Origin of the sequence: Porphyromonas somerae DSM 23386 (assembly GCF_000372405.1) — a bacterium.
Classification (GTDB): Bacteria; Bacteroidota; Bacteroidia; order Bacteroidales; family Porphyromonadaceae; genus Porphyromonas_A; species Porphyromonas_A somerae.
In genome coordinates, this window is record NZ_AQVC01000009.1 from 40,658 (window position 1) to 64,200 (window position 23,543).

14 protein-coding genes and 2 pseudogenes are annotated in these 23,543 nt (G+C 50.2%); 4 read left to right on the top strand and 12 right to left on the bottom strand.

Going from position 1 to position 23,543, the window contains the following annotated elements; all coding sequences use genetic code 11:
• Window positions 1-116 precede the first annotated feature (116 nt).
• The 10 genes and pseudogenes from A3GK_RS0102745 to A3GK_RS0102795 all read right to left on the bottom strand — a co-directional run bounded on the left by A3GK_RS0102745 (window position 117) and on the right by A3GK_RS0102795 (window position 19,096).
• Window positions 117-1,439: a sigma-54-dependent transcriptional regulator gene (locus tag A3GK_RS0102745; protein WP_004291471.1), complete on the bottom strand. Its 1,323-nt coding sequence runs from the start codon at window positions 1,437-1,439 to the stop codon at window positions 117-119.
• On the bottom strand, window positions 1,432-3,750 hold the full coding sequence (locus tag A3GK_RS0102750; protein WP_004291467.1) for a hybrid sensor histidine kinase/response regulator: 2,319 nt from the start codon (window positions 3,748-3,750) through the stop codon (window positions 1,432-1,434). The genes A3GK_RS0102745 and A3GK_RS0102750 overlap by 8 nt, the downstream gene beginning before the upstream one ends.
• Window positions 3,750-5,676 (bottom strand): annotated as a pseudogene (gene tet(Q) / locus A3GK_RS10320) (tetracycline resistance ribosomal protection protein Tet(Q)). Before tet(Q) ends, A3GK_RS0102750 begins: the two are co-directional and overlap by 1 nt.
• A gap of 385 nt (window positions 5,677-6,061) precedes the next feature.
• Window positions 6,062-7,399: a transposase gene (locus A3GK_RS11675; RefSeq protein ID WP_244860715.1), complete on the bottom strand. Its 1,338-nt coding sequence runs from the start codon at window positions 7,397-7,399 to the stop codon at window positions 6,062-6,064.
• Window positions 7,400-8,155: 756 nt separating this feature from the next.
• Window positions 8,156-13,972 carry an N-6 DNA methylase gene (locus A3GK_RS0102770; RefSeq protein ID WP_004291462.1) on the bottom strand — a complete coding sequence of 1,939 codons (5,817 nt, stop codon included), beginning with the start codon at window positions 13,970-13,972 and terminating at the stop codon, window positions 8,156-8,158.
• A complete protein-coding gene (locus A3GK_RS0102775; protein ID WP_004304266.1) occupies window positions 13,962-14,414 on the bottom strand; it encodes a DUF1896 domain-containing protein in 453 nt (150 codons plus the stop codon). Before A3GK_RS0102775 ends, A3GK_RS0102770 begins: the two co-directional genes overlap by 11 nt.
• A gap of 162 nt (window positions 14,415-14,576) precedes the next feature.
• Window positions 14,577-16,664 carry a type IA DNA topoisomerase gene (gene topB, locus A3GK_RS0102780; protein ID WP_004291456.1) on the bottom strand — a complete coding sequence of 696 codons (2,088 nt, stop codon included), beginning with the start codon at window positions 16,662-16,664 and terminating at the stop codon, window positions 14,577-14,579.
• Window positions 16,665-16,724: 60 nt separating this feature from the next.
• The gene (locus A3GK_RS0102785; protein ID WP_004291455.1) at window positions 16,725-18,296 is read right to left on the bottom strand and encodes a DUF3945 domain-containing protein; all 1,572 of its coding nucleotides are present in this window, start codon (window positions 18,294-18,296) and stop codon (window positions 16,725-16,727) included.
• Between the two features lie 20 nt (window positions 18,297-18,316).
• Window positions 18,317-18,667, bottom strand: a complete 351-nt coding sequence (locus tag A3GK_RS0102790) for a helix-turn-helix domain-containing protein (protein WP_004291454.1) — start codon at window positions 18,665-18,667, stop codon at window positions 18,317-18,319.
• Between the two features lie 3 nt (window positions 18,668-18,670).
• Window positions 18,671-19,096 carry a helix-turn-helix domain-containing protein gene (locus A3GK_RS0102795; RefSeq protein ID WP_004291432.1) on the bottom strand — a complete coding sequence of 142 codons (426 nt, stop codon included), beginning with the start codon at window positions 19,094-19,096 and terminating at the stop codon, window positions 18,671-18,673.
• A 138-nt stretch (window positions 19,097-19,234) separates the two neighbouring features.
• On the opposite strand from A3GK_RS0102795, the gene A3GK_RS0102800 reads away from it, so the two are divergent.
• Together A3GK_RS0102800 and A3GK_RS0102805 are read left to right on the top strand one after the other, a co-directional pair.
• Window positions 19,235-19,534 carry a helix-turn-helix domain-containing protein gene (locus A3GK_RS0102800; RefSeq protein ID WP_004291426.1) on the top strand — a complete coding sequence of 100 codons (300 nt, stop codon included), beginning with the start codon at window positions 19,235-19,237 and terminating at the stop codon, window positions 19,532-19,534.
• 31 nt (window positions 19,535-19,565) lie between these two features.
• On the top strand, window positions 19,566-19,871 hold the full coding sequence (locus tag A3GK_RS0102805) for a helix-turn-helix domain-containing protein (protein ID WP_004291424.1): 306 nt from the start codon (window positions 19,566-19,568) through the stop codon (window positions 19,869-19,871).
• A gap of 77 nt (window positions 19,872-19,948) precedes the next feature.
• Here A3GK_RS0102805 and A3GK_RS0102810 read toward each other — a convergent pair whose 3' ends face one another.
• Together A3GK_RS0102810 and A3GK_RS0102815 are read right to left on the bottom strand one after the other, a co-directional pair.
• Complete coding sequence (locus A3GK_RS0102810) at window positions 19,949-20,311, bottom strand: hypothetical protein (RefSeq protein ID WP_004291423.1); 363 nt, start codon at window positions 20,309-20,311, stop codon at window positions 19,949-19,951.
• An 11-nt stretch (window positions 20,312-20,322) separates the two neighbouring features.
• Window positions 20,323-21,558 (bottom strand): site-specific integrase, encoded by a 1,236-nt coding sequence (locus A3GK_RS0102815; RefSeq protein WP_004291422.1) that lies wholly within the window; start codon window positions 21,556-21,558, stop codon window positions 20,323-20,325.
• A gap of 487 nt (window positions 21,559-22,045) precedes the next feature.
• Between A3GK_RS0102815 and A3GK_RS0102820 the strand changes: the two genes are divergently transcribed.
• Both A3GK_RS0102820 and A3GK_RS0102825 read left to right on the top strand, forming a co-directional pair.
• On the top strand, window positions 22,046-22,660 hold the full coding sequence (locus tag A3GK_RS0102820) for a TetR/AcrR family transcriptional regulator (protein WP_018027975.1): 615 nt from the start codon (window positions 22,046-22,048) through the stop codon (window positions 22,658-22,660).
• A 27-nt stretch (window positions 22,661-22,687) separates the two neighbouring features.
• A pseudogene (locus A3GK_RS0102825) lies at window positions 22,688-23,317 on the top strand (ABC transporter transmembrane domain-containing protein); the annotation flags it as partial.
• Window positions 23,318-23,543 lie beyond the last annotated feature (226 nt).

Sequence of the window (23,543 nt, forward strand, 5' to 3'; positions counted from 1 at the left end):
ATTTTCGCTTGAAACGCCTTGCGGTCTTATCCTATATGTTGGCGGCGAAAAGCTCCTGCCAATCGCCGTTTTTCTCAAATGTTATGCAAAGATAGCCAAATTCAGTGAATTACGGGCTATGATTGCTTGAATTTATATTTAAGTCCATACTCTTCAAGTTTGCTGTATAGTGTTGTCCTGCCTATGCCGAGCAGTTCTGCGGCGACACTCCGGTTGCCGTTTGCCTGTTTCAACGCACGCAATATCCGCTCCTTATCCTCCGCGTCATTGCGCAAGGCGAAGCTGACAGTAGAGGTCGGTTTCGTCACGGCAAGTTCCAGATGCTCTTTCATGACAACACCTTCCTGCGCCTGCAATACAGCACCCATAACTTTCTGCCGAAGTTCCCGCACGTTGCCCGGCCATGCGTGTGTCAGCAACGCTTTACGTGCTTCGGAACTGAACCCGCTCACGCTACACTCCAGCTCTCTGTTTGCCATATCACGGAAGAACTCTGCCAGCGGCATAATGTCTTCTTGACAGTCACGCAACGGAGGAACGGTTATCCCGAAGTCGTGCAGGCGGTACAGAAGATCCTGCCGAAAACGCTTTTCATTCACCGATACCTCCAAATCTTCATTGGTAGCAGCGATGATGCGGACATTGAAATTCCGGTCTGCCTTGTCTCCGACCGGGCGATACCGCCTCTCCTGTATGGCACGGAGCAACATCTGTTGGGTTTCCAACGCGAGGTTTCCTACCTCGTCCAGAAACAACGTGCCGCCTTCCGCCTCATGGAAATATCCTTTCTTGGCATTGTCCGCACCTGTAAATGCACCTTTGACGTGTCCGAAGAAAGCCGACGGTGCAAGCTCTTTGGAGAGTGAACCGCAGTCCACCGCCACAAATGGCTTGCCTGCACGTTTGCTCTTGTCATGCAACAGGTGGGCAATATGCTCCTTGCCCGTGCCGTTCTCACCAAATATCATCACGCTCATATCGGTGGCGGCTACCAGCCTTATGCGGTGCATGATTTTCTGAAAGGCGGAACCTTCACGGGCGAATATAGGCATACGGCGTTGTCCTGCCTGACGTTCTTTCAGTATGGAACGGATCAGGGGGACAAGTTTATCCTCCACAAGCTGTTTGGGAATATAGTCTATCGAGCCGAGTTTCATGCTTTCCACGGCGGTATTAACTTCGGCGTAGTCGGTCATAATGATGAAGGGCTGCATCTTTCCCTCCTTTCGCATCCAGCACAAAAGGTCTATGCCACTGCCGTCAGGCAGACGCAGGTCGGCAACCACGATATCATTATCTGTTGCCTGTTGCAGATGTTTCTTCGCGGTTGAGAGGTGGTAAGCCTTCATATTGCGGTAGCCCTCCCGTGACAGCATATTGCAGACATATTCGCAATACACGATGTTGTCTTCCACCACAATTATTTTTGTCTTATTCATCTTCGTATTTTCTCCTTTCCTCTTCTGCCAACCGTATTATTTCCACTCCCTTATCCAGCACGGCAGTCACGGCATGGCTTAACGCTTCACCATCCGGGAGAGCATCGCCACGAAGCAATCCGTAAAGTACATTCAGCGGTTGGTCGGCACGGAGCACCTCCCACGAACTGCGCAGGTGGTGGATCAGGGAATCCAGCTTTTGCAGGTCTTTTTCTTTTGCTGCATCCCGTACCGCCTGCATTTCCTTTTCTGTTTCAGTTATCAACTTTTCCAGCATGACGGCTTCATTGCCATAGGACAATAAGGCGGAAAAGTCCGGTTTCCCGTCCGGTGTCGCTTTTATGGCACACCTGTCGGAAACCTCCATCAGTTCCGATATGGAGAACGGTTTGAACAGGCATCCGGCAAAGCCTTTTGCCAATAGTTCCCCTTTGTTACAACTGCCCGAAGCGGTTGCCACAACCACCGGGATTGTTGGTGAATTGCCCACGTTGGACGAACGCAACAGTTCCAGCAATTCGAAACCGTTTATATCGGGCATATTCAAGTCTGTCAGCAACAGGCTGTATTCTTTCTGGCGTATCATTTCCATCAGTGCCGCAGCATCGGTGCAAGTGTCGCAGTGTATTCCTTCTTGGGAATACATCTCTTTCAGCATCAGAAGTAATACCTCATCATTGTCAATGGCGACAACATCATGGAATTTATTGTTATGATAAACAGGTGTATTGCTTGTATATCCAAGCTGTTCTTCAGCTTCCTGCATAGAAATTTCAACTGTGAAACGACTGCCTTTCCCTTTCTTGCTGTCTAAACGGATTGTTCCGCCAAGCATCGACACAATATTACGCATTATGGCAAGCCCAAGCCCGAAACCCTCCTTTGCGGCGGCATTTGATAGACGTTCAAACGCACCGAACGCTTGTTTCTGTTCCTCTTCTGTCATGCCTGTACCTGTATCTTCAACGACCAGTGTCAGAACTCCATTATCATATTCAGTAATCAAAGAAACACCGCCTTCTTCTGTGAACTTGACAGCGTTTGACAGCAGGTTATTCCCGATTTGTATTATTCGCTCTTTGTCGGTCAATACAATGGCATCGTGTCCAGTCTTCACGGACAAGGACAGCCCTTTGTTCACGGCAACAGGCATGAACTCCGTTTCAAGTGTGTGCGTGATTGCTGAAATCCGGCAGGGTGACAGACGGGGCTGTTCCTTGCCGTTGTCCAGGCGGAAGAAGTCAAGCAAAGTGTTAAGCATATCCCGCATACGGTCGGAGGATTGCAGTATGTTTTGGATATACTGCCCGGACTTATCCTCACACTGTTCTTTCCGTATCAGTCCGGCATAGCCTGTTATTGCTGTCAGCGGTGTGCGCAGTTCATGGGTGATAGTATGTACCGCCTTCTTCCTTGACGTTATCAGTGCCTCGTTCCGTTGTACGGATTGTTCCAGTTGCCTTATCAAATCAGTTGTCTTGTGCTTGTATTGTTTAATGCTTTTTGCATCACGATGTATGATGATGTAGGAAATTAACAACAATAGAAGAACGAATCCCATTAAACCGCCTACTTGCATAAATGACTTTTCACGCATGGCAACTATTTCGTTTTCCCGGCTTTGCAGTTCGGTTTGTACCTTTTCTTCTATTTGGCAAATCAATTCTTGCAGTTGTCTGTTAAGTTCTGCATTACGAGCTGCAAGGCTGTCGGCTTGTTCCGACAATTGGCGATCCTGCACTTTCTGTTCGCTGATTACGTTTCTATTGACCGAATGAAGGATAGTGGTTGATACTGCTGGAGTTACTTCCTTTTTTTTGCCGAATATGCCTAAGAAACCTTTTCGTTTTGGCTTTTTGGACTGTTCCTGCACACTTTTCTGTACAATAACCGGAATTTGATTGGCTATCTTCTTGTTAATAGATTGTTGTTCATCCATTAACCGGACTATCTGGAACATCTGTCGTTCCTTATCCTCTAAAAGACTGCGCACACTATCGATGCGCTCTGCTGGATAGGTGGCCTTGAAACGGCAGAGCATACTGTCCATTGCCATACGCCGTGCATGGTAATGCTCGATATCTTTATCGTTCCATTCCAGTATTGTTTCACCCAATAGAGAAAATTTTATCATTTGAATATTGATATTGTTTATTTCTTTTCGGAGCTCGTCTATTTTTTTATTGCCAAGTTCTAATGCTTCTATCTCCTGCCATTCATAGAGGCTATTATATGCCATACATCCGATAAGAATGGAGATAAGTATATATCCCAACCGTATTGCCTTATAGAAATTTCCTGACCGCTCCATTATTTTAATGACATTGATTTTTGGAACATGAATAAAAGTTTATCTTTTTCGTTCATGCGGATATTATCAGAATAACCGTCTTTTGTTATTTGATACCCACATGGCTTAACCATAAAAATGCCTAAGCCCTTAGTGTACGAACTTACTTCTGAGGCATAGTCTTTACTTGTATTTAATGGAACTTTCCCTTTAATATGACACCACTCATTATTACAACTGATGTCTTCAATCTCAGACATCAGTTTTTGCAAATCTGTAATAGCTTTGGAACTCGCTACTTGGGGTATCTGCAACTCAAAACAGAGCATCGGTTCGAGAATGTCCACACCTGACTGTTGCAAAGCCAGCCTGAAGACATAAGGGGTCAGCTGTCTGAAATCAGCAGGTGTACTTACCGGGCTATAATACTCGGCTTGAGTAAAAGTTACTTTCAGATCTGTCACTTCCCATCCATGTAAACCAGATTGGCAAGACATACGAATCCCTTCAAAAACGGCATTTTGAAAAGAATGGTTCAGATAACCATAGGAGATGTCACTTTCGATTTGCAACCCTGCCCCTAACGGTAAGGGTTCAAGAGTCAGCCCTATTGTGGCCCAGTAAGGGTTGGGTGGTACTTCGATCTGAATAATCTTATTGACCTTTTTTATAGGTCGTTCTTTGTAGATAGTCTTGATCTCATCAAAATGGACCTTTACGGAAAATCGTTCTTCCAGCAATGTCTGTATGATTTCCTTTTGGGTCAAACCATATAACGAGATTTCCAATTCATCACTATATGAGTTTATGGAAAAGGACAAAGACGGGTCTTCAATCCACAATGTATTCAGAGCGGATATCACCTTGCTTCTCTCTTCGGGCTTATTTGGCCGGACGGAGGATTTGAGAGCGGGATGCTGATGAGATAATCCTTGAATCAAACAAGGTTTAGCACCTAAATAATCTCCGATTCGAAAAATCTTCTATATCTTCTACAATCGCGATATCATTGGCACCCACTTCATCAACATTTATCTCTCTGCCCTGATAAATAGTCTTTAGATTTTTAATCTTGATGAATTTTTCCGAATCGTTGATTCTTACAACGTCTCGAAGTCTCAGACTTCCGTCAATTATTTTAAGAAAACTTCTTTTATGCCCTTTGGGGTCATGCTCTATCTTATAGAGATAAGCTGAAAGTCTGTTTGAGACTGATGCCGGAGGAAGTATAAAAGAAGAAATGGCGTCCAACAACTCATTGATACCGATATTGAACATTGCTGATCCATGTAGCACCGGATAGACTTTGGCTTTTGCCACAAGAGCGATTATCGTATTCCAATAATCAGCCGGTGAAATTTCGCTATCCGCCAAATATCGTTCTAATATATCGTCGTCATGGTTGCATACAAATTCTTTGTATTCTTCCTTTATATATGTTTGGGAGCAAACCGGATAAACCGATCCATCGACAACAGTTTGCATAAACAGGACATCTTGCGACAGATTTGTTTTTATATCCATATACAAACGCTCCAAATTCACACCGGCACGGTCAATCTTATTGATAAATATAATTGTCGGGATTTGCAGCTTTTGTAAAGTACTGAACAGCAACTTTGTCTGCGCTTGTATGCCTTCCTTTGCGGATAAGATGAGGACTGCTCCATCAAGCATTTTGAATGTCCGCTCCACTTCCGCAATAAAATCCATGTGTCCCGGAGTGTCAATGATATTGCATTTCACTCCATTCCAGATAATAGATGTCGTAGAAGCCCGGACAGTAATTCCTCTACGTTTCTCTATATCCATAGAGTCCGTTATGGTGTCACCATTATCCACACGGCCGCACTTTTCCGTTGCTCCACTGGCAAACAGCAGATTCTCGGTTACGGAAGTTTTTCCTGCATCAATGTGAGCAAGAATTCCTAAATTTATAATATTCATTTGGATTAAGCAATAATATACTACAGTAGATGAGCCCACTTTAAAAAGGGGCATATTTTGAATCCAGTCTGACCAGTGTGGTCATTCTGAGTGAAACATAGCAATCGGCTTCGCAGGTGAATACCTTTCGAGAAATTGCCATGAAAGAGCCGAAAGCTTCTCTGATAGGCCCGAAAAGGGCAAATATCGATCTTTGAAATGTTGAAATCTGGAATATTACCATCCTTCGGAGGTTCATCCACATACATCTGCAATATGCATGCATACGATGTTTGAGCAAGCCCCTGTATCGGGTCTTGCCATTACGTGTATGAAAACTGTATTGGAACATGGCGGCTTCTACGTTATTCCGTTTATGCTGTTCCTCCAAAGGAAGGCTTTCTATCTACTTCCTTAGCTGATAGGCTTTAATGTCTTTGTCTTCAAAGTAACGCCAACCGGTTTTGTTGTTCCATGGGATTCTCCATCGCTTTCTGGAGCCCTGCTTTGTGACGGCTTTGACTGCCTCGTAGGTGTTGCCAGTAGCAATTTCCCTGACGGTAAGACCATCCTCGTCATGTGGTATCAGTTCCCATCTGCATCCACCTTGCATCTTGCCAGTCTTGAGCTGCATGGCATTGTGGTTCTTTGCAAACTCTCGATTGTCTGGACTTTGATAGGCACCATCTGCATACAGGTCTTCAATCGTAGAATCCGTGACACGTTCACTGTTTTCCACAGCCTCCTGAAGGAAATGGCAGTCTGCAAATACTGCAGTTTCAACCTGAACGGAAGTGATGATGTTAGGCTTGCCTTCCTCTACAGTCTCTGTGATGTTGGTCACATAGCCTTGCACCTTCTGGTCGTTCTTGGCACGATAGGTTGCATCAGGATCGTTAGGATTCTGAAGGCTGTCTGCCTTTACCTCCTTCTTGTCTCGAAGTACAGCCTTTCCGTCCATTACGACATACTGTTCATCAAACAGACGCTGAAGAAGATCATGTGCAGGAGAAGTAGCAGGAAAAGCTGCCAGCATCTCCATGATGAAATTACCAATTCTGGCAAGATTGCTCTGAAGCGTATCAGAGTCAGAGCGATAAACTGTCTTGGAGGAATCCTCTTTCAAGTATTCCTTTGCCCGTTCTTCCTGCTCTGGGGAGAGATGGGTAAGCGTGCATGTCTTGAGGAACTTGACCAGAGTTGTATGTATCAGTTCATAGCGAGACTGGCGAGCGATATTGCTGCCGATAAGCTTACTGTCCATACGGACGCATTTGCCTGATATCTTGAGAAGGTGTACATGCTTGCCAGCAAGCTGCTCGAAGCAGAGCTGCATCAGGTCAAAGCCAGTTCTTTCCTGATATTCGCAGATGCGGCGGCGAAACAGATAATATGTATCTATTGATGGGGTTACATCAGTCAGAAGTTCCATGCCGAGAGCCTTTCTGGTCAGAAGGTCAAACTCGCACTTCTCAAACAGATCCTCGTCGCTGCAACCGAATCCCTCCTTTAAGACAGACATAGCCACGAGTATGCGGATGGAGGCATTTGGGCGACCGCTCTTCTTGCCTTCAGGGAACAAAGGCTTGAATATCTCCTCATCAATCTTGGTTGTCACGAGACTATAAAACTGGTTATGCCATGAGTTGGGGTCAGAATACTTCTTTGAAGCACGACTTCCTAACTGCATTGAGGGAGCCGTGAATATATCTAACTGAGGATTCGGATCTGTCTTTTTAAACATAGTCATTCTGTTTGATTGATGGTGCAAAGATACGAAAAATACTCCAGATAACGGCATAAATCGAAGATTATTATCGTGAAATATAAACATTTTAAACAGGCCTTACTTTTTAAAGTGGGCTCAGTAGATGCATTGTCGAAACGCACCTTTTAATACCTCCTCGTAGCATATGAGAACTACAGGATTACTAACTCGTATTAATATGTATATTATTACTGCCGCATAACGATTACAAAATTACACAAAAAAAATATATCTAACAAAAGTGGGAGGATTTTTTAACTTTTTACCATAGACATTTTATTAGGGAAGCGTAGGTTCAACTGGCAAGTACAAATAAGTAGAAATGTTTGAACAACACCGTTTTAGGAAGTTGAAAAATCAAGTTTCTCTCTCGGTATAGCGTTTATTTTGGCCAATATCTTCTTTAGTTTAGCATTTGTGTATTTCCCATTCGTGTTCTATTTAGCTCCTTATTATGAGTATGTAGCAAGTTACTTATCAAATTCAGCCTCTTTGAGGGTCAAATATGGTTTTGCAAATGGTGACTGACAAGACATAAACAAGGTCAGCAGGAATTTTTTACATAAATGGACATGAATGTATATAACCTAAAATAAGAATAAATTTTAATAAGGGCTGCCCAAAAAGAAAAAAATGCAGTTGCCATCCTATAGATACTTGCAGAAAGGATAAAATTTACTTTTAGACCTTTTGGGATAGCCCTTATTAATACTTCAGATAAAATTCCTTAGGTTATATTTTCAATCCTTTGGACCGGGTTTCCTCCTTGGCATACAGTCCCGGACGCCCGATTATGACATGGTTGGCAACGATACTATCCGCCGGACTGCGTATCTGCGGCGGTGCATTTTCGGGATATTGCGCCTGCCTGTTCCTCACATCTTCCGCTTCCGGCTTGAGCTGTTGCCCTTCATTCTCCTTTTCTGCGACTTCGGGCGTGGGTGGCGCAAGCTCCAGCTGAATTTTTCGGTCAAGGGCGGCAAGTTCGGACTTCAACTGCTTCAGCTCGTCCTCCTTCTTCCACACCTTACCCGCTATCTCCTGTAACTGCGGTATCTCCATCTCCAGCACCTCGTTCTTCGCCTTGTACTGGTCGATGATGGAGGGTATCCTCTCCATCGCGTTGAGGAAGTTGCGGGCGGCGGCCAACGGGTCAGCCATCGCCAGATGCCCGTTGTTGTAGGTGTACTTGTAGTTCCCCTCGACCACGAAGCGGTTGTCGGTGAACTCCAATCCCTCTTTGAGTATCCTTTCGCTCACCACCTTTATCGGAAAACCGTAAAGTTCACCGACCTGCGTGTACAACCCTCCGGTCGTGGCATTCTTGGCTATCTCCTGCAAACGCTTTCCGATGACCTTCTCATCGGCGGAATCCACTCCGTCCACCTTTATTATATTAAGGCGGTTGCCCTCCTTGTCGGTCTGCACCACCGACAGGAAGCGGTTCCAGTCCTCCGTCATGGCATCTATGAAAGCCGTGTTGTTGCGCAACTCGCCGGTCTTTGACTCCAGCTTGAACTCCGAATCACGCTTGCCCTTGTTGAACGACTTGCGTTCCCCTTCGAGCGATGCGATCCGCTTTTCCAGTTTCGCCTTGTCCAACAGGTCGGTATTGCCGGAGAGCAACGCCATGTATTCCGAGAAATTCATGCCCGATTTTTCGTCCATTGCCCCCTCGTCGATGGTACGCGCACCCATCGCACCGCTTTTGAGCTGGCTTATGAAAGTCTGCTTGCAGTGCAGGAGGTTGAACTTGTAGCTGTCCAGTGACTTCTCCACCGCGTAGATGATTACATCCACGTTGTTCCCGGCGAAATGTTTGGCAATCTCATTACCTGCCCTAACTCCGCGTCCGTCACGCTGTTGCAAGTCGGACGGTCGCCACGGCGTATCGAGATGATGGATAGCCACACACCGTTTCTGGGCGTTCACACCCGTTCCGAGCATAGAGGTAGAGCCGAACAGCACACGCACCGTCCCGGCGTTCATGGCGTCTATCACCGCCTTCCGCGCCTTGTCGGTCTTGCACTCCTGAATGAAGCGCACCTCGCTTGGCGGTATACCGTAGTCCTCCGTCAGTTTGCGCTTGATTTCCGAATAGACGTTCCACCCGTCGCCCGGCTGGTATGTCCCCAAATCAGAGAAAACGAACTGCGTGCCTTTCTGGGCGTCGTATTTTTGATAATACTCCGCGATCATCTTGGCACAGTGACTCGCTTTGTTGTCGGGATGATCTTCGTAATTCGGGTCTATCATGCGCATGTCGAGTGCCATTTTCCGGGCATAGTCCGTGGCGATGAGCATCTTCGCCTTTTCTTCCGTTTCCGAAAGCGGCAGCCTGCCCAACAAGGTGGCATCGCCCGTCTTGGCGAACTGCATCAGTTTCTGTATGAAGTCCTCCTGTTCCGGCGTGGGCGGTATATGGTGCAGTATCTCGTTCTTGGCAGGACGGTCAACGCCCACATCCTCCGCCGTGCGGTAGTCCGTGATTTCATTATAGAAGGCGGCAAGCTCCGGCACTTTGATGAAGTAGCGGAAACGCTCCTTCTGGACCACATTGTTCGTCACGTTAAATTCAAAATCCGTCGTCTTCTTGGCAAATATCGCCGCCCAAGCGTCGAAACACCTTATGTCCTGCCGTTCCAGCTCCTTCGGGCGCAGGTACTTGAACAGCAGGTACAATTCAGTCAGTGAGTTGCTGATAGTCGTGCCGGAGAGGAAGGTCGCACCCAAGTCTTTTCCTGTGCGCTCCTGTATGGTGCGTATGGCAAAGAGCATGTTAAGTGCCTTCTGGCTTCCCTCGCTGTTTCCCAATCCCGCCACACGGTCGTGGCGCGTGTTGAAAGTCAGATTCTTGAACTGGTGGCTCTCATCTATGAAGATGTGGTCGATGCCCATCTGCTTGAAATCCACCACGTCGTCCGTGCGTGACTTTATGGCGTGTTCCACCTTCTCCAGCTTCGCTTCAAGGTTGTGCTTGCGCTTCTCCAATCCTTTCAGCATCGCCCGCGACACGTTCTTTCCCTGCTGCCGTAGCACTTCGAGGTTTTCCTCCACCGTGTCAAGCTCTGCTTGCAGGATGCGCTGCTGCAATTCCGGCGACTGCGGTATCTTGCCGAACTGGTCGTGCGACATGATGACGCAATCGTAGTCGTTGTTCTTTATATTATTGAAGAAGCGCACACGGTTGGCGGTCGAAAAGTCCTTCTCCGAAGCGTACAGAATACGTGCGTTGGGATATGCCGCCTGATAGGTGGCTGCAATCTCCGCAACGTTGGCTTTCAGCCCGATAATCATCGGCTTGTGTGCCAAATTCAGACGCTTCATCTCATGCGCGGCGATGCACATTATCAGCGTCTTACCGGTTCCCACCTCGTGGTCGCAAATTCCGCCGCCGTTCTGTTTCAACATCCAGACGCAATCCATCTGTGAGGGATAGACGCTCTTGATACCCCGGCTTGCCAGCCCTTTCAGGTTGAGGTCGGGAAAGGTCTGATGGGAGCCGTCGTAGCGCGGGCGCACGAAACAGTTGAACTTGCGGTTATACATCGTCACAAGCCGCTCCTTGAACTGCGGCGACTGCTCTTCGAGCCATTCGGAGAAGCCGTTTCGTATCTCGTCAATCTTGGCGTTGGCGAGTTGTATTCCCTCGCTGTCGCGCATCTTGATGTCGTTGCCATGCTCGTCCTTGCCGATGGACTTCATCATGTCAGGGCAGGTGTTGTGCAGGGCGTGTTTTAGGAGGTGCATACCGTCATAGTTCCGGTAATACCCCTTCACCAGAAACTCGTCCGTGATTTTCATGGTGCGGTAGCCGCACACCACCGAAAACTCGTCCATGCTTGCGGAATAGGCGATTTTCACCTCCGTGTCGAACAGCCGGCTCATGTAGGCGGCATAGACACCCGTCGGAATCCAGCGTTCCCCGAAATTGAAGTCCAGATCCTCGAAGGCGATGCGCTGCGGCTCGGCATCTTTCAGAGCCTCCAACGCCTGCTTCACCTCCGGCATACGCTCATTTTCGGGATTGTCACCCATCCATGCCTCTATGCGTTCCGCTTTCTCTATGACATTTCCGGCGATGAAACGGTCTTTGATTTCGTAACCGGTCACGAGCGGATTGTAGTAGATGCGCCCTTGCAGGGCAGTGAGCAAATCCTCCGCCGTGCTGTCGGTTATCTCCCGCATATAGTCGAGATTGACCGTACCATATTTGTTGAGCGACGCAGACAGGGCTTCTTCGGGAGAGCCTACGTTGGCATGGCTCTCCACCGCGAAGGAAACAGGATGCTCGAAGATGTCCGCCTTGACGAACTTTCCGTTTTCCATCCGTTCCAGCGAAAGGATGTCGCGCCCGCCCGCATCCATCATCACTAACTTCACGTTCTGCTTGGCGTTGAGGTTGCCGTAGCGCATGACAAACTCATCGTAACAGGTATTCAGATGCTCTCGCCACGGAACATTTGCCTCGCGCCGGAGCGATTCATAACGGTACAGACGCTCGTAGGCGTCACGCAGCGACACATACAACAACGCCTTTTCCTTCTGGTATCCTTTCAGGTCGAGCGGCTGGAATGTCGCCCCGTATGGCGTGATGTCTTTCAGGTAGCCGATGTTATGACGCCCCCGGTCAGCCACCAGCGACCCTTCGCGCAGGTGCATCTCCGGCGTGCGGTGGTAGGCACGCGGAGAAAGGTCCACGACTTCCTCCTTCGGCTTTTCCGCTTCGATGTCGGGGAAAAGGAAAGTCCCCACCGCTTCCGATGGGGTATCTGTAACGGCAGGTGCGGCGACTGCCTCCGGCTGTGTTTCCTCCTGTCGTGGCTGCTCACGGGAAGTTTCCGGCACGGCTTTCACTTCCGTCTTTTCCGCCACTTGTTTCTCGTTATGCTGCCTTGCCAGTTCCCGAAGTTCTTTCCTACGCTCCGGCGTCAAACCCATCATCATTTCATAGAAACCGTTGATGGGAGGATTGGTATCCCAGTCCAGTGTGGCATAGATGTCGTCCGGGTCGGCAGGCTTGGCGGTGTTCTCCGCTTTCACCTCCTTATTCTCCATTGCGGGTTTTGCAGTTGGAGCTGTCGGTGTAACCGTGACTTTCGGTTTGGGCGGAGTGGACTTTGCCGTAACTGCCTTTTTCACCGTCTTTTTCTTTTTGGAGGTTTTCGGTTGGCTGACCTCTTCCGTCATCCCCCAGAGGTCAAGCAGGGTGAGCTGCACGCCTGCGGAATATTGCGGGCGCGGTTCTATCTCCGGCTTTTCATCTGCGGGTTGCGGCTTTTCTGTCGGAGTTTCCACCGTCTGCGCCGAGGATACTGTTTCCAATTTTATGGCAGGACGCTCTACTTTATTTTGAACGGCAACTTTTTCTTCCGTTCCTGCCTGCCGGATTGAACCCGAATACAAGCGCATGGCAAGCCTGTAATGGAAATCCTCGTCGAGCATACGGCGCAAATCCCCGGCGATGCCTGCTGCCTTGCCCTCGTGCAGATAAACCATAGCGGGCTTCCCGTAGGGGTCTGTGTCAAGTTTCGCCATCGTATGCACGATGCGTTCCGGGTGGTGGATGAAATAGGCGTTGTCGGTCAGGGCGGTTTTCGTGTCCGTCTGTATCACGGTCATCAGCCGCTCGTCCTGCGACATTTCCTTCTTGCTGAGGTTCTTTTGCAGGACAATCAGGTCACTGCCCACCTCCGTGCCCGCGTTGTCCGTGAACAGGTTGTTGGGCAGGCGTATCGCGGATACCAGATTGGCCTGACTGAACAGCTCGTTACGCACGGAGGTCTTGGTGCTATTCAATACCCCTTGCGAGGTGATGAACGCCACGATACCGCCGTCACGCACGGCATCCAGTCCTTTGAGAAAGAAATAGTTGTGGATGGTTTTCTGGGCGGAGCGTCTGCCGAAAGAGTCGCTCCGCTGAAACTCCGCGTCGAACACGGCAATGTCACCGAACGGAATGTTGGACACCGCCAAGTCGAAATAATTGTTGAACGGTCTTTCGATTTTCTCAAAACCGCAGGTGCGCATTTTCTGGTCGGGATAGAGATGCCTCAAGATTGTACCCGTGAGCAGATCCTTCTCGAAAGCCATCACATCCGCATTGGGGCTGTGCCGCAGCATGGAATCCACGAACACGCCGACACCTGCCGACGGTTCGAGCATACGGGCGGGGCGGACGCTGTAATCTGCCAGCACGTCCGCGATGGTGTCGGTTATCTCTTTGGGGGTGTAGAAAGCGGTCAGCACGGACGCTTTCAGCGAATCCACAAACCGCTTGTACTCTGTTTCGTCCTTGCTGTTCTCACGGATAAGCCTGTGCAGCTCCACCGTCGGGGCGAACAGTTCGAGGTCGGATTTCGCCCACCGGACGGCATCCGTCAGTTCCTTTGCAGGGTTGAGGATACATTTCAGACCGCCGAAACCGCAGTACCTTTGAAGTATGGCACGCTCTTCGGTTGTCGCTGTCCTATTTTCCCTGTCAAGGATGAATGCCGTCCGTATCGCCTCGATGTTGTCCCGCAGTTTCTGTTTGCGGTTAAACGCCATATTCGTCTAAGTAAAGGACGGTTGCTCCCGTCAGCTCCGTGTAGAGCAGGTCGTAATCGGAAGACAGGGCGAAATTGTCATCCGAGAGGTCATAGACGGAGAACACGTTGCCGACAAGCGGCAGCAGTTTCAGGACAAAGGCTTCACGCTTCTCTTCCGGCACTTCATCGGCAAACTCGTTTTCCACGACTTCGCGGAGGATGGCGTAACGGGAATAATGCAGCCCGCGCAGCAGCGTGTCCATCGCCAGTTCCTGCGCACCATCGGCGGGATAGCCTTCAAGCCGTGCCCTCTCATACGTTTCGGCGGCACGGTCGGCCCGTTCCCGTATGAAAGCGGTGTCGTCAGCCTGTTCAAACTTGTTCGTGCGGAGATAGTCCAGCAGGTACAGACCGTAATAGGAAAAGTCGGTCTGACCCTCGTTTTTCTTCTTGTTGTTCATTACTTTGGATTTAGCGGATTGATAATTAACGGGATAATCGGTTGGAAAAAGGAAGAAAAAGGCACTCGGTATCCCTCCGAGTGCCACCACTAAATCCAAAGTATGAGTGTAATCCGGTATCGAAGAACAATTCATTACTCTGAACAAGTGGCAAAGTTAATACTATTTCTTCCGTCCTGAAAATTTCTTGTCCTTTTTAGCCTCCGGGAACACAAAAGTCGTGTTATATTCCCCGTCAAAGGCGACAACAGCATCGAAACTCTTGCCCTGTTTGCTCTTGAACCCTTTGAGCAGCTTGGTATGCCCTTCGGTGAGCAGGTCTTTGATTTCATCGTCGGACAGGGTGCGTCCCGCTTTCAGCCGGAACACGGGCAGTCCGCACTCCGTGTTGTCGCAGCGTACCACCTTGCCGTAGAACCGCATCCTGCCCGTGCCACACTTGGGACACGCGCAGCCGGAGTCACGGCTGCCGAAGAGCTTGTCGCACGAGATCAGTTCGGAGGTTATCTCACGTGTGTACGCCTCTATCTCCTTGCGGAAGGTGTCGTCGGACAGTTCCCCGCGCTCGATACGCGCCAGCTCCTTTTCCCATTCGCCCGTCATGGCAACATCGGCGATGCGCATCGTCTTGACGACGGAATTGAGGGCAAGTCCTTTTTCGGTGGGAACAAGCGACTTCTTGCAGCGTTCCATGTAACCGCGCTTGAAAAGCGTTTCGATGATGGAGGCGCGTGTGGCGGGAGTACCGATGCCACAGTCCTTCATCGCCTGCCGCAGTGCGTCGTCCTCAATTTCCTTGCCCGCCGTTTCCATTGCCGAGAGCAGGGTGGCTTCGGTATGCAGCGGCTTGGGTTTGGTCTTTCCTTCGGTAATGGACGAGCCTTTCGGTGTCAGCGTGTCGCCTTCCTGCCAGCCGGGGATGGTAATTTCCTCTTTTTCCTCGCCATAGACGGCACGCCATCCGGTTTGCTTCACGACGCTGCCTTTTACGGTAAACTCCACTCCGGCACATTCCGCCGTGACAGTGGTCACATCCTTGACGCATTTCTCAGAGAATGCCTCGACCATGCGCCCGGCAATCATCTGATAGATGGTATTGTCCTCTTTGGAGAGGAAGAGCGGTTTCTCACCCGTGACGAGCAGGGCATGGTGGTCTGTCACCTTGCCGTCGTCCACGCTGCGGCGTGTCGGGGCGGCTTTTGCCCGCACCTTGTCTTTCCATTCGGGCTGTGTGCCGATGAAAGCGAGCAGTTTGGGAATTTCGGCAAACACGTCTTCGGGGATGTAGCGGCTTCCCGTTCTCGGATAGGTTATCAACTTCTTTTCGTAGAGTTTCTGCGCGATTTCAAGCGTCTGTTCCGCCGTGAAGCCGTGCTTGGCGTTGGCTTCTTTCTGGAGCGTGGTCAGGTCGTAGAGCAAGGGAGTTTCCTCCGTCTTCTCCTTGCGCTCGGCTTTCGTGACAGTGGCGCAACCTGCCGCCTTTACCTTATTATATAGTTCCATCGCCGGTTCTTTCTCTTTCCATTTCTCGGAGGATGAGAATTTCACGACTTCGCCGTCGCAACCGTCCGTTGCGATATGGAGCTGCCAGAATGCTTCGGACGTAAAGCGGCGGTTCTCCCAGTAGCGTTCACATACCATAGCCAACGTTGGTGTCTGCACCCGCCCCACGGAATACGTGCCGTGTCCGGCGGCGATGGATAACGCCTGTGTGCCGTTGATGCCCACGAGCCAGTCGGATTCGCTCCGCGCTTTGGCGGCGAGGTAGAGGTTGTCGTATTTGCTGCCGTCTTCGAGTTTCCGCAGTCCCTCGCGGATAGCTTTGTCGGTGAGAGAGCTGATCCACAGGCGCACGAAAGGAGTGGTGCAACCCGTATAGTGGTAGAGGTAGCGGAAGATAAGCTCTCCCTCGCGTCCGGCATCGGTCGCCACGATGATATGTTCGCTTGTGTCGAACAGTCTTTTGATGACTTTTATCTGCGACACCACGCCGCTGTCGGGCTTGTAACCTTTCTCCGTCCTGACCTGACGGGGGACGAGCGTGAATGTGTCGGGAATAATCGGGAGGTTGTCACGGACAAATCCGCGCACGCCGTAGCCGTCGGGCATGGCAAGCTGAACGAGGTGTCCGAATGCCCATGTCACGGCATAACCGCCTCCCTCGAAATATCCTTCCTCTCTCTTTGTCGCGCCCACGATGCGGGCGATTTCACGTGCCACGGAGGGCTTTTCTGCAATGATTGTCTTCATGTCTTCTTCTTTTTTGTTGATACTTTGGATTTTATTTTGGATTCAGTGGCGGACACGGGATTACATTTTCATGCCCTTGCCCGTTTTCTTCTGCGGCTTCTCCTGCTGCTGTTGCTGGCGGGCGTCCTTCGGGTTGGTCTGACCTTTCTGCAACGGCTCTCTCAGATTCTTTGTAGCCTCGTTGGTCTTGCCATCGTTGTTCACCGCCACCTGCGTGCGGCTCTCGTTGGACGGAGCAACCTGCTGTGCATTGTCAGGGTTCGTGTCGTAGCGGTACGGGCGTCCCTTCTCCGGGTTGAACTTGATATACATCGTGGCATGGAAGCCCTGCTTGTCGGTCACGTTCTCCAGCTTCACGGCTTTACCCGCCACATAGTCGGCTTTCTGCTGGTCGGTGAAGCTCACGCCGCTCCATTTGCTGATGGGGCGGATGCTGCCGTCCTCGTTCGTCCACGTGTTGCGGCGTTGCTCCTTCTTGGTCTGTGCGGCATTTTCCCCGCCCTGCGCCTGACTTTTCGATGTGTCGCCTTTGGTTTCCTGTGTCTGTGCGGTACGGGGCGACTTGCCGGTTCCCGGCACGAACTCCACGCCGCGCTGCTCCACGTTCACTTGCAGGGTGGTGACGAACTTTCTGCCGTCGTTGCGCTCGATGAGCTTGTCGCGTACGGGCAGTCCGGCGCGGAGCATGTCCCGCTCCTGCGTGGTGATTTCCGTCTTGCCGATGCGCTCCGGGATGCGCACCCTGCTTGCCGGAATGTCCGTGATTTCATTCGTCTTGCGGTCGATGCTGATGTAGGAGGGGATGATCTCGCCCGTTTCCCTGTCCACAATGTCCACGACCCTACCGAGATTGCCCGTTTCGCGGAGGTTCTTCCGGTCATTGTCGGAGAATTTGTGTTCCTTGTACTCATCCAGCTTCTGCTCCTTGCGGATGAAGTGCGGCACGAGGCTGATGTTTCCCTCACCGTCCTTCTTGAAGGAGAGGCGGGCGTCCAGCTCGAATGATTCGCCGCCGAAGGTCGGTTTGACCTTTACCAAGTCGGACTTGCCATAGTTGAGCATCTTCGTAAGGTCGCCGGACTTTTCAAGGTTGTCCCGCTTTACGCCCCATCTGTCCTCCAGCTCCTGCCAGTTGATTTTACTCTCGTCGATGGGCTGGTAGCCACGTTTGCCCTGCATCTGTTCGGATTTGTCCTGTTGCTGTTCTTTCCGTTGTTCCATGTTCTCCTGTTTTTGAGGTTCTTGTTTCTCTGTCTGTTGTGCTGCCATCTCTTCCTGCACCTTCTTCTCATAGTCGGAGGTGTCCACCTTGTGAGGGGCGAGCAGCTCCTTGTTCGCTTCGGGGTCTTTCAGCAGTTGCTTCATCACCTCTAAGAGATTTTCAGCTTGGTCTGCCGCAATGCGGTAGAAACCGAAGCGGCTGGGTTCCTTGCACTGCCGGAAGAAGTTCTTGAAGAAGTTGTCCAGCACGTCGCCATGTCGGTCGAATTGCAGGAAACTCTGCGCGTTCTCCGCTTTTGCGGGGGTGCGCTTGGGTGTGCCGTCCGCGTTCAGCCCGGCTACCACGCTGATCTCGCCTGTCTTCTCGTCACGGACTACCAGCACGTCCTTTTCGTCTTTTTTCTTTGCCATCTGAAAAATGTTTTAATGGGTTATTTATGAAAGAAATTATGGATACGAGCCTTGTAGAAGGCTATATCTTCCTTTTTGAAGTCCTTGATATGGTTGGAAAGGAATGTCAGCACGTCCTCCTCGCTGTAATAGGTCTTCTTGCCCAGCGTCTTGTAGGGCAATGCGCCTACGCTGCGGTAGCGTTGGAGGGTGCGTTTGCTTATCTGGAGCAACATGCACAAATCCTGATTGTCGAAAAGGCGGATGCTTTCCGTGATAGTGGGCTGTTTCCCCTCAGCCTTCATCGCCAGCAGCAGTTCGTCCTGACGGTCGAGCCGTTCCATCAGCTTCTGCATCCAGCCCTCGAAGTTATTTCGTGTGAGCAGTTCCATGACCTATGTCCTCCTTCCTTTTGGTTTGCCGCCCGTGCGCAGCGTGTGGTTGTGGAACAGGGTGTCTATTGTCCCTTCCTCGTTCCTTACTGTGTTGTCCTCCAATAGCCGCAGTATCTCGGAAAGGCGGTAGCGGCAGCTTCCGCGTACCACCACATACTCGATACGGTGGTCGGTGCGCATACGCTGCATGGTGCGCTTGCTCACGTTGAGCATCTTCGCCGCCTGTGCCGTGTCAAGCAGCTTGTCTTCGGTTTCCCGCTTCCGTTTCTTCTCGTCCCTTGCCTCGCGGATGTACCCTGCGATGTTCGCAATCTGCGCCATCATCTCCTTGTAGGCGGAACTTTCCATTGTTATCACTTTCATGTTCAGTCCTTTCTTTTTGTTTCTGCGACAAAATTCGGCAATAAACAAAAGGGGCTTTAACAACTCACTACGTGACTCACGTAAGATTTTTGCGGAAGATGGCTCCGTAACCCGGTCAAACGGCGCAACAGGCAGCCTTTCAGCGGAAAACGATACGTCTTGTATGCCGTTTCGTTACCTTTGCGGCAAACTCTAAATGACATGAATATGGAAATAGTATCTATCGAGAAAAAGACTTTCGAGATGATGGTGGCGGCATTCGGCGCACTCTCGGAGAAGGTCGCCGCCCTGAGGCGCAAAAGCGACACGGGGCGCATGGAAAGATGGCTCACGGGCGAGGAGGTCTGCGGGCAGTTGAGAATAAGCCCGCGCACGTTGCAGACGCTGCGTGACAGGCGGCTTATCGGCTACTCGCAGATAAACCGCAGGTTCTATTACAAGCCAGAGGAGGTGAAGCGGCTGATACCGCTTGTCGGCACGCTCTATCCGCACGGCAGATGATTTGATTTATTCACCCACTGAATCCGAAGTTATGATGAACGAGAACAACGATGTTTTTACGATGGAAGACGAGCCGATAGCCTCTGTGGTGCAGGATATGCGCAAAGGCTCGAAATGGCTGTCCGCATTTCTGGAAAGCTACCGTCCTCCGCTGGACGGGGAACGTTACCTGACGGACGGCGAGGTGTCGGAACTGCTCCGTGTGAGCCGGCGCACCTTGCAGGAATACCGCAACAACCGCGTGTTGCCCTTCATACTTTTGGGAGGGAAGGTGCTTTACCCGGAAACGGGGCTGCGCGGGGTACTGGAAGCGAACTACCGCAAGCCGCTGGAGTGAGGCGGTTTCATGAAAAAGTAAACGGGTGACACCTTTTGTGGTGCTACCCGTTTACTTGTCTTATGGGGTATGTGCAATCAGCAATACCCGGCTTTTCCGTTCTGTATGAACATCACGTATGTCTGCCGTTTCTCTTGTGAGAGTGCCTTTCCCACCAGCCATGTGCGGAACAGGTGGGTGTTGTAGGTATTCACCCTGAAAGCGACCGGGATGATGATTTCAAGGGCGTACACGTCCGCGTGCAGCCCGTTTTCAAGCTGCATGTAGCGGCACACCTCGTAGTCGTTCAGCACGTCCGACTTGCGGACGGCTCTGATGGCGGCGTTCACTGCCGGGACGGTCGTATGGAACAATCCGGCTATTTCGGTGGCGGTCATCCACACGTCGTTACCGGTTACGCTGACTGCCTTGTCCTCGATGATGATTGTGTCACGTTTCATGGCTTTTCTTTTTAGATGGTGCAACCTGCAAATTCCTCGACGCCGTTCAATCTTGCGGCAAGGTTCTCCATGTCCTGATTGAGCTTCTCTTTGGTTATCTTTGCGTAAATCTGCGTCGTCTTTATGCTCTTGTGTCCGAGCATGGAGCTGACCGTTTCGATGGGAACACCGTTGGAGAGGAATATCGTCGTGGCTGCCGTGTGGCGGCTCTGATGCCACGTGATATGCTTGGTGATGCCGCAACGCTTGGCGACGGCACGGATACCGGCAAGGCACGTGTTATAATGCGGAACGGGAAATATCCTGCCGTCCCCGCACAGTCCCCGGTATTTGCCGATTATGCGGTTGGCGATGTCGAGCAGGCGGATGTTGGACACCACGCCCGTTTTCTGGCGGTTGATGTTTATCCACTCGTGTTCGTCGAAGTAGGTGCGGATATTCTCTTCCGTAAGGTTGCGCATATCCGCGAACGACAGCCCCGTGAAGGCGCAGAACAGGTAGAGGTCGCGGTACAATTCCTGTTTGGCGTTTTTCAGTTTCCCCTCCATCAGCAGGCGGATCTCATCTTTGGTCAGGAAACTGCGTGTTGTTTCCTCCTTCTTGATTTCATACTCGCGGAACGGGTCGCGCGTCAGCCACTCGTTGTTGATGGCGATGAATACCATCGTCCGTAACGGGCAGACGTACAGCCACACGGTATTGGTGCAGCAGTGCTTGTCCGTGCGCAGGAACATCTCGAAGTCGGAGATGAAAGCCGGGGTAAGCTCTTTTAGGGCGATGTCCTTCACATGGTAGCGGATGTCGAGGAACTCTTGCATGTGCTTGTAAACGGTGCGGTACTTCAGCAGCGTGCCTTTGGCTTTCATGCCTGCCTCCACCTGCTTCTCGTAGTCCTCGTTGTGCTGGCGGAACACCTGCATCAGCGTGTGGTAGCGGTGTTCCAGTCCGAGAAAGGCGTTCTTCACCTTCTCCGCCGTGACGAAGTTGTCACGCTCCATGATTTCCTGATAATGCCTGTTGATGCGTACCCGCATCTTGTCAAGCATACGGTTCGTTTCGAGTGCCGCCGTGCTTCTGCCCGTGACACGTCCACCTTTGGTGTCCCACAGTTTCGGATCGACAGTCAGTTTGCAGCTGAACTGTGTCTGGCTGCCGTCCACCGTGATGCGTCCCATGACGGGAACTGTCCCGTCCTTTTTCACTACCTGACGCTTGAGGTAGTAGATTACTGAAAATGTACTCTTCATTGTCCTTAATTTTTGGGTTTCAAAATTAGTTGGTGAAGAGTCCGGTGTTGGTACGCAAAACGGGGAGGAACGGCGCAATCTTTTTCCGTAACCTGATTTTTCGCATGAGTTATGGATAACTCACTATTCCTTAGAGCCTTGTTTCGCTATTCGTACCCGTTTGTCGCATTTTCGGGCATGGTTACGAACAAGTAACGTAGCGGCGTCAGGATTTGGCTTCGGCAGGGATTGTAATGGCTTCACGGATTATCGCCACTTCAACCAAAACCCTTGTAACTCAATTCTATCACTATATCTTTCCGCATTTCACTTTTTTGTAGTAACTTTGCAACAAATAAATACAAGAGTATGATAAAACGAATGTACCATATTACATATCGGGATAGACATTCCTTGACTATCGAAGCGCACTGTTCAAGAAAAGAACGGTGCGTTTTTTTTATGAACAAAGTAGAACAACGTTCGTTATTGACGCTTCACCCTAATTATGCAAACTCTGAAAGATGACATTCGGCAACGTATCATCGTGACCGCTCGTGCAGAGTTTATCGCACATGGCGTACGTTGCACGTCCATTCGCACGGTCGCTCGCAAGTCAGGTATTTCCGTTGGAAGCCTTTACAATTACTTCAGTAGCAAGGACGAACTATTTTGTGAGGTGTTGCGGCCCCTCACCAAGGCGTTAAACAAACACATTCTGTCGCACAATGACGAGAAGTTCCTGTCGATAGACGTATTCAGCATGCGACAATACCAAATAGATTACATCTTTGCCCTGCTCGCCATCATCAAAGACTTCCGACCAGAGCTTCGACTGCTACTATTCGATGCTGAGGGTACGTCGCTACAAGGATACAAAGAGAAGATGGTGGACAGGCAGATGAAAGTGGGTTTGGAATACATACGACTGATGAAAGAACGCTATCCACATCTCAACGCCGACATTTCGCCATTCTGGATTCGCATCACTTGCTCTACATGGATAACCGTTTTCTGCGAGCTTGTAGAACATGAAGATTACAGCGGCGAGGATATCAAAGTTGCCCTGGAGCAGTACATGGACTTTAGTATGGCAGGATGGAAAGCATTGCTGAAACCATAACGACTAATTTCTAAAAGACAATAATATATGATTAAGACTCTCAAACGTTTAGGAGCTTACATGGGAGGGCGCAAATACTTGTTGCCTTGCTCCGTAGCACTGTCGGCAGTCAACGGACTGCTGTCGCTTGTCCCATTCGTACTTTTGTGGCTCGTGGTACGCACACTACTAACAGCCAAAGGCAACCTCTCAGACACGCCCCTTATAGACTATGCCCTATGGGCTTTTATCATATCGGTGTCGAACGTGTTGCTCTACTTTTTGGCACTGATGCTTTCTCATCTTGCGGCATTCCGTATCGAAACCAACATGAGACGCAAAGCGATGCAACGACTGATGCGTGCACCATTGGGCTATTTCGATGGCCAAAACACGGGGCGTATGCGCAAAATTATTGATGAGGATTCAGGACAGACACATACTTTCGTGGCGCACCTACTACCTGATGTGGCGAGTTGTGTCGTTGCTCCGATAGGTGTTATCGTATTGATATTCTCTGTGGATTGGCAGTTGGGAGTGGCTGCAATGATACCTCTCGTTGGTGCTATAGGCATTATGGGGTATATGATGAACCCAAAGAACAACCAATTTCAAAGGCTCTACCTTGATGCACAGGAGAAGATGGGGGCCCTAGATTCCGCAAGTCGAGTGAGGGGTAAAAAAGAAGGGTGAGATTTCTTGCGATTTCTCACCCTTTGTCGTTAGAAATTGTTATCTTTATCTTGACATAAATAACTGAATAACAATATCTAACACCCCGTTAGGGTATGGCAAATATACAAGTAATTTCTGAGAGAGCACAGCGTTTTGGCGGATTAAATTTCATTTTACAGTCCAAGGAGTACAAAAAGATTCTTGAGCTGTGCGATAAAGAGCTGGGAGT

Bases quoted from the DNA above. Each gene is read 5' to 3' on its own strand.
- A3GK_RS0102775 (WP_004304266.1), bottom strand. From the start codon at position 14,414: ATGAACAACAAGAAGAAAAACGAGGGTCAGACCGACTTTTCCTATTAC.
- A3GK_RS0102770 (WP_004291462.1), bottom strand. From the start codon at position 13,972: ATGGCGTTTAACCGCAAACAGAAACTGCGGGACAACATCGAGGCGATA.
- A3GK_RS0102810 (WP_004291423.1), bottom strand. From the start codon at position 20,311: ATGAAACGTGACACAATCATCATCGAGGACAAGGCAGTCAGCGTAACC.
- A3GK_RS11675 (WP_244860715.1), bottom strand. From the start codon at position 7,399: ATGTTTAAAAAGACAGATCCGAATCCTCAGTTAGATATATTCACGGCT.
- A3GK_RS0102815 (WP_004291422.1), bottom strand. From the start codon at position 21,558: ATGAAGAGTACATTTTCAGTAATCTACTACCTCAAGCGTCAGGTAGTG.
- A3GK_RS0102805 (WP_004291424.1), top strand. From the start codon at position 19,566: ATGATGAACGAGAACAACGATGTTTTTACGATGGAAGACGAGCCGATA.
- A3GK_RS0102785 (WP_004291455.1), bottom strand. From the start codon at position 18,296: ATGGCAAAGAAAAAAGACGAAAAGGACGTGCTGGTAGTCCGTGACGAG.
- A3GK_RS0102790 (WP_004291454.1), bottom strand. From the start codon at position 18,667: ATGGAACTGCTCACACGAAATAACTTCGAGGGCTGGATGCAGAAGCTG.
- A3GK_RS0102800 (WP_004291426.1), top strand. From the start codon at position 19,235: ATGAATATGGAAATAGTATCTATCGAGAAAAAGACTTTCGAGATGATG.
- topB (WP_004291456.1), bottom strand. From the start codon at position 16,664: ATGAAGACAATCATTGCAGAAAAGCCCTCCGTGGCACGTGAAATCGCC.
- A3GK_RS0102750 (WP_004291467.1), bottom strand. From the start codon at position 3,750: ATGGAGCGGTCAGGAAATTTCTATAAGGCAATACGGTTGGGATATATA.
- A3GK_RS0102745 (WP_004291471.1), bottom strand. From the start codon at position 1,439: ATGAATAAGACAAAAATAATTGTGGTGGAAGACAACATCGTGTATTGC.
- A3GK_RS0102820 (WP_018027975.1), top strand. From the start codon at position 22,046: ATGCAAACTCTGAAAGATGACATTCGGCAACGTATCATCGTGACCGCT.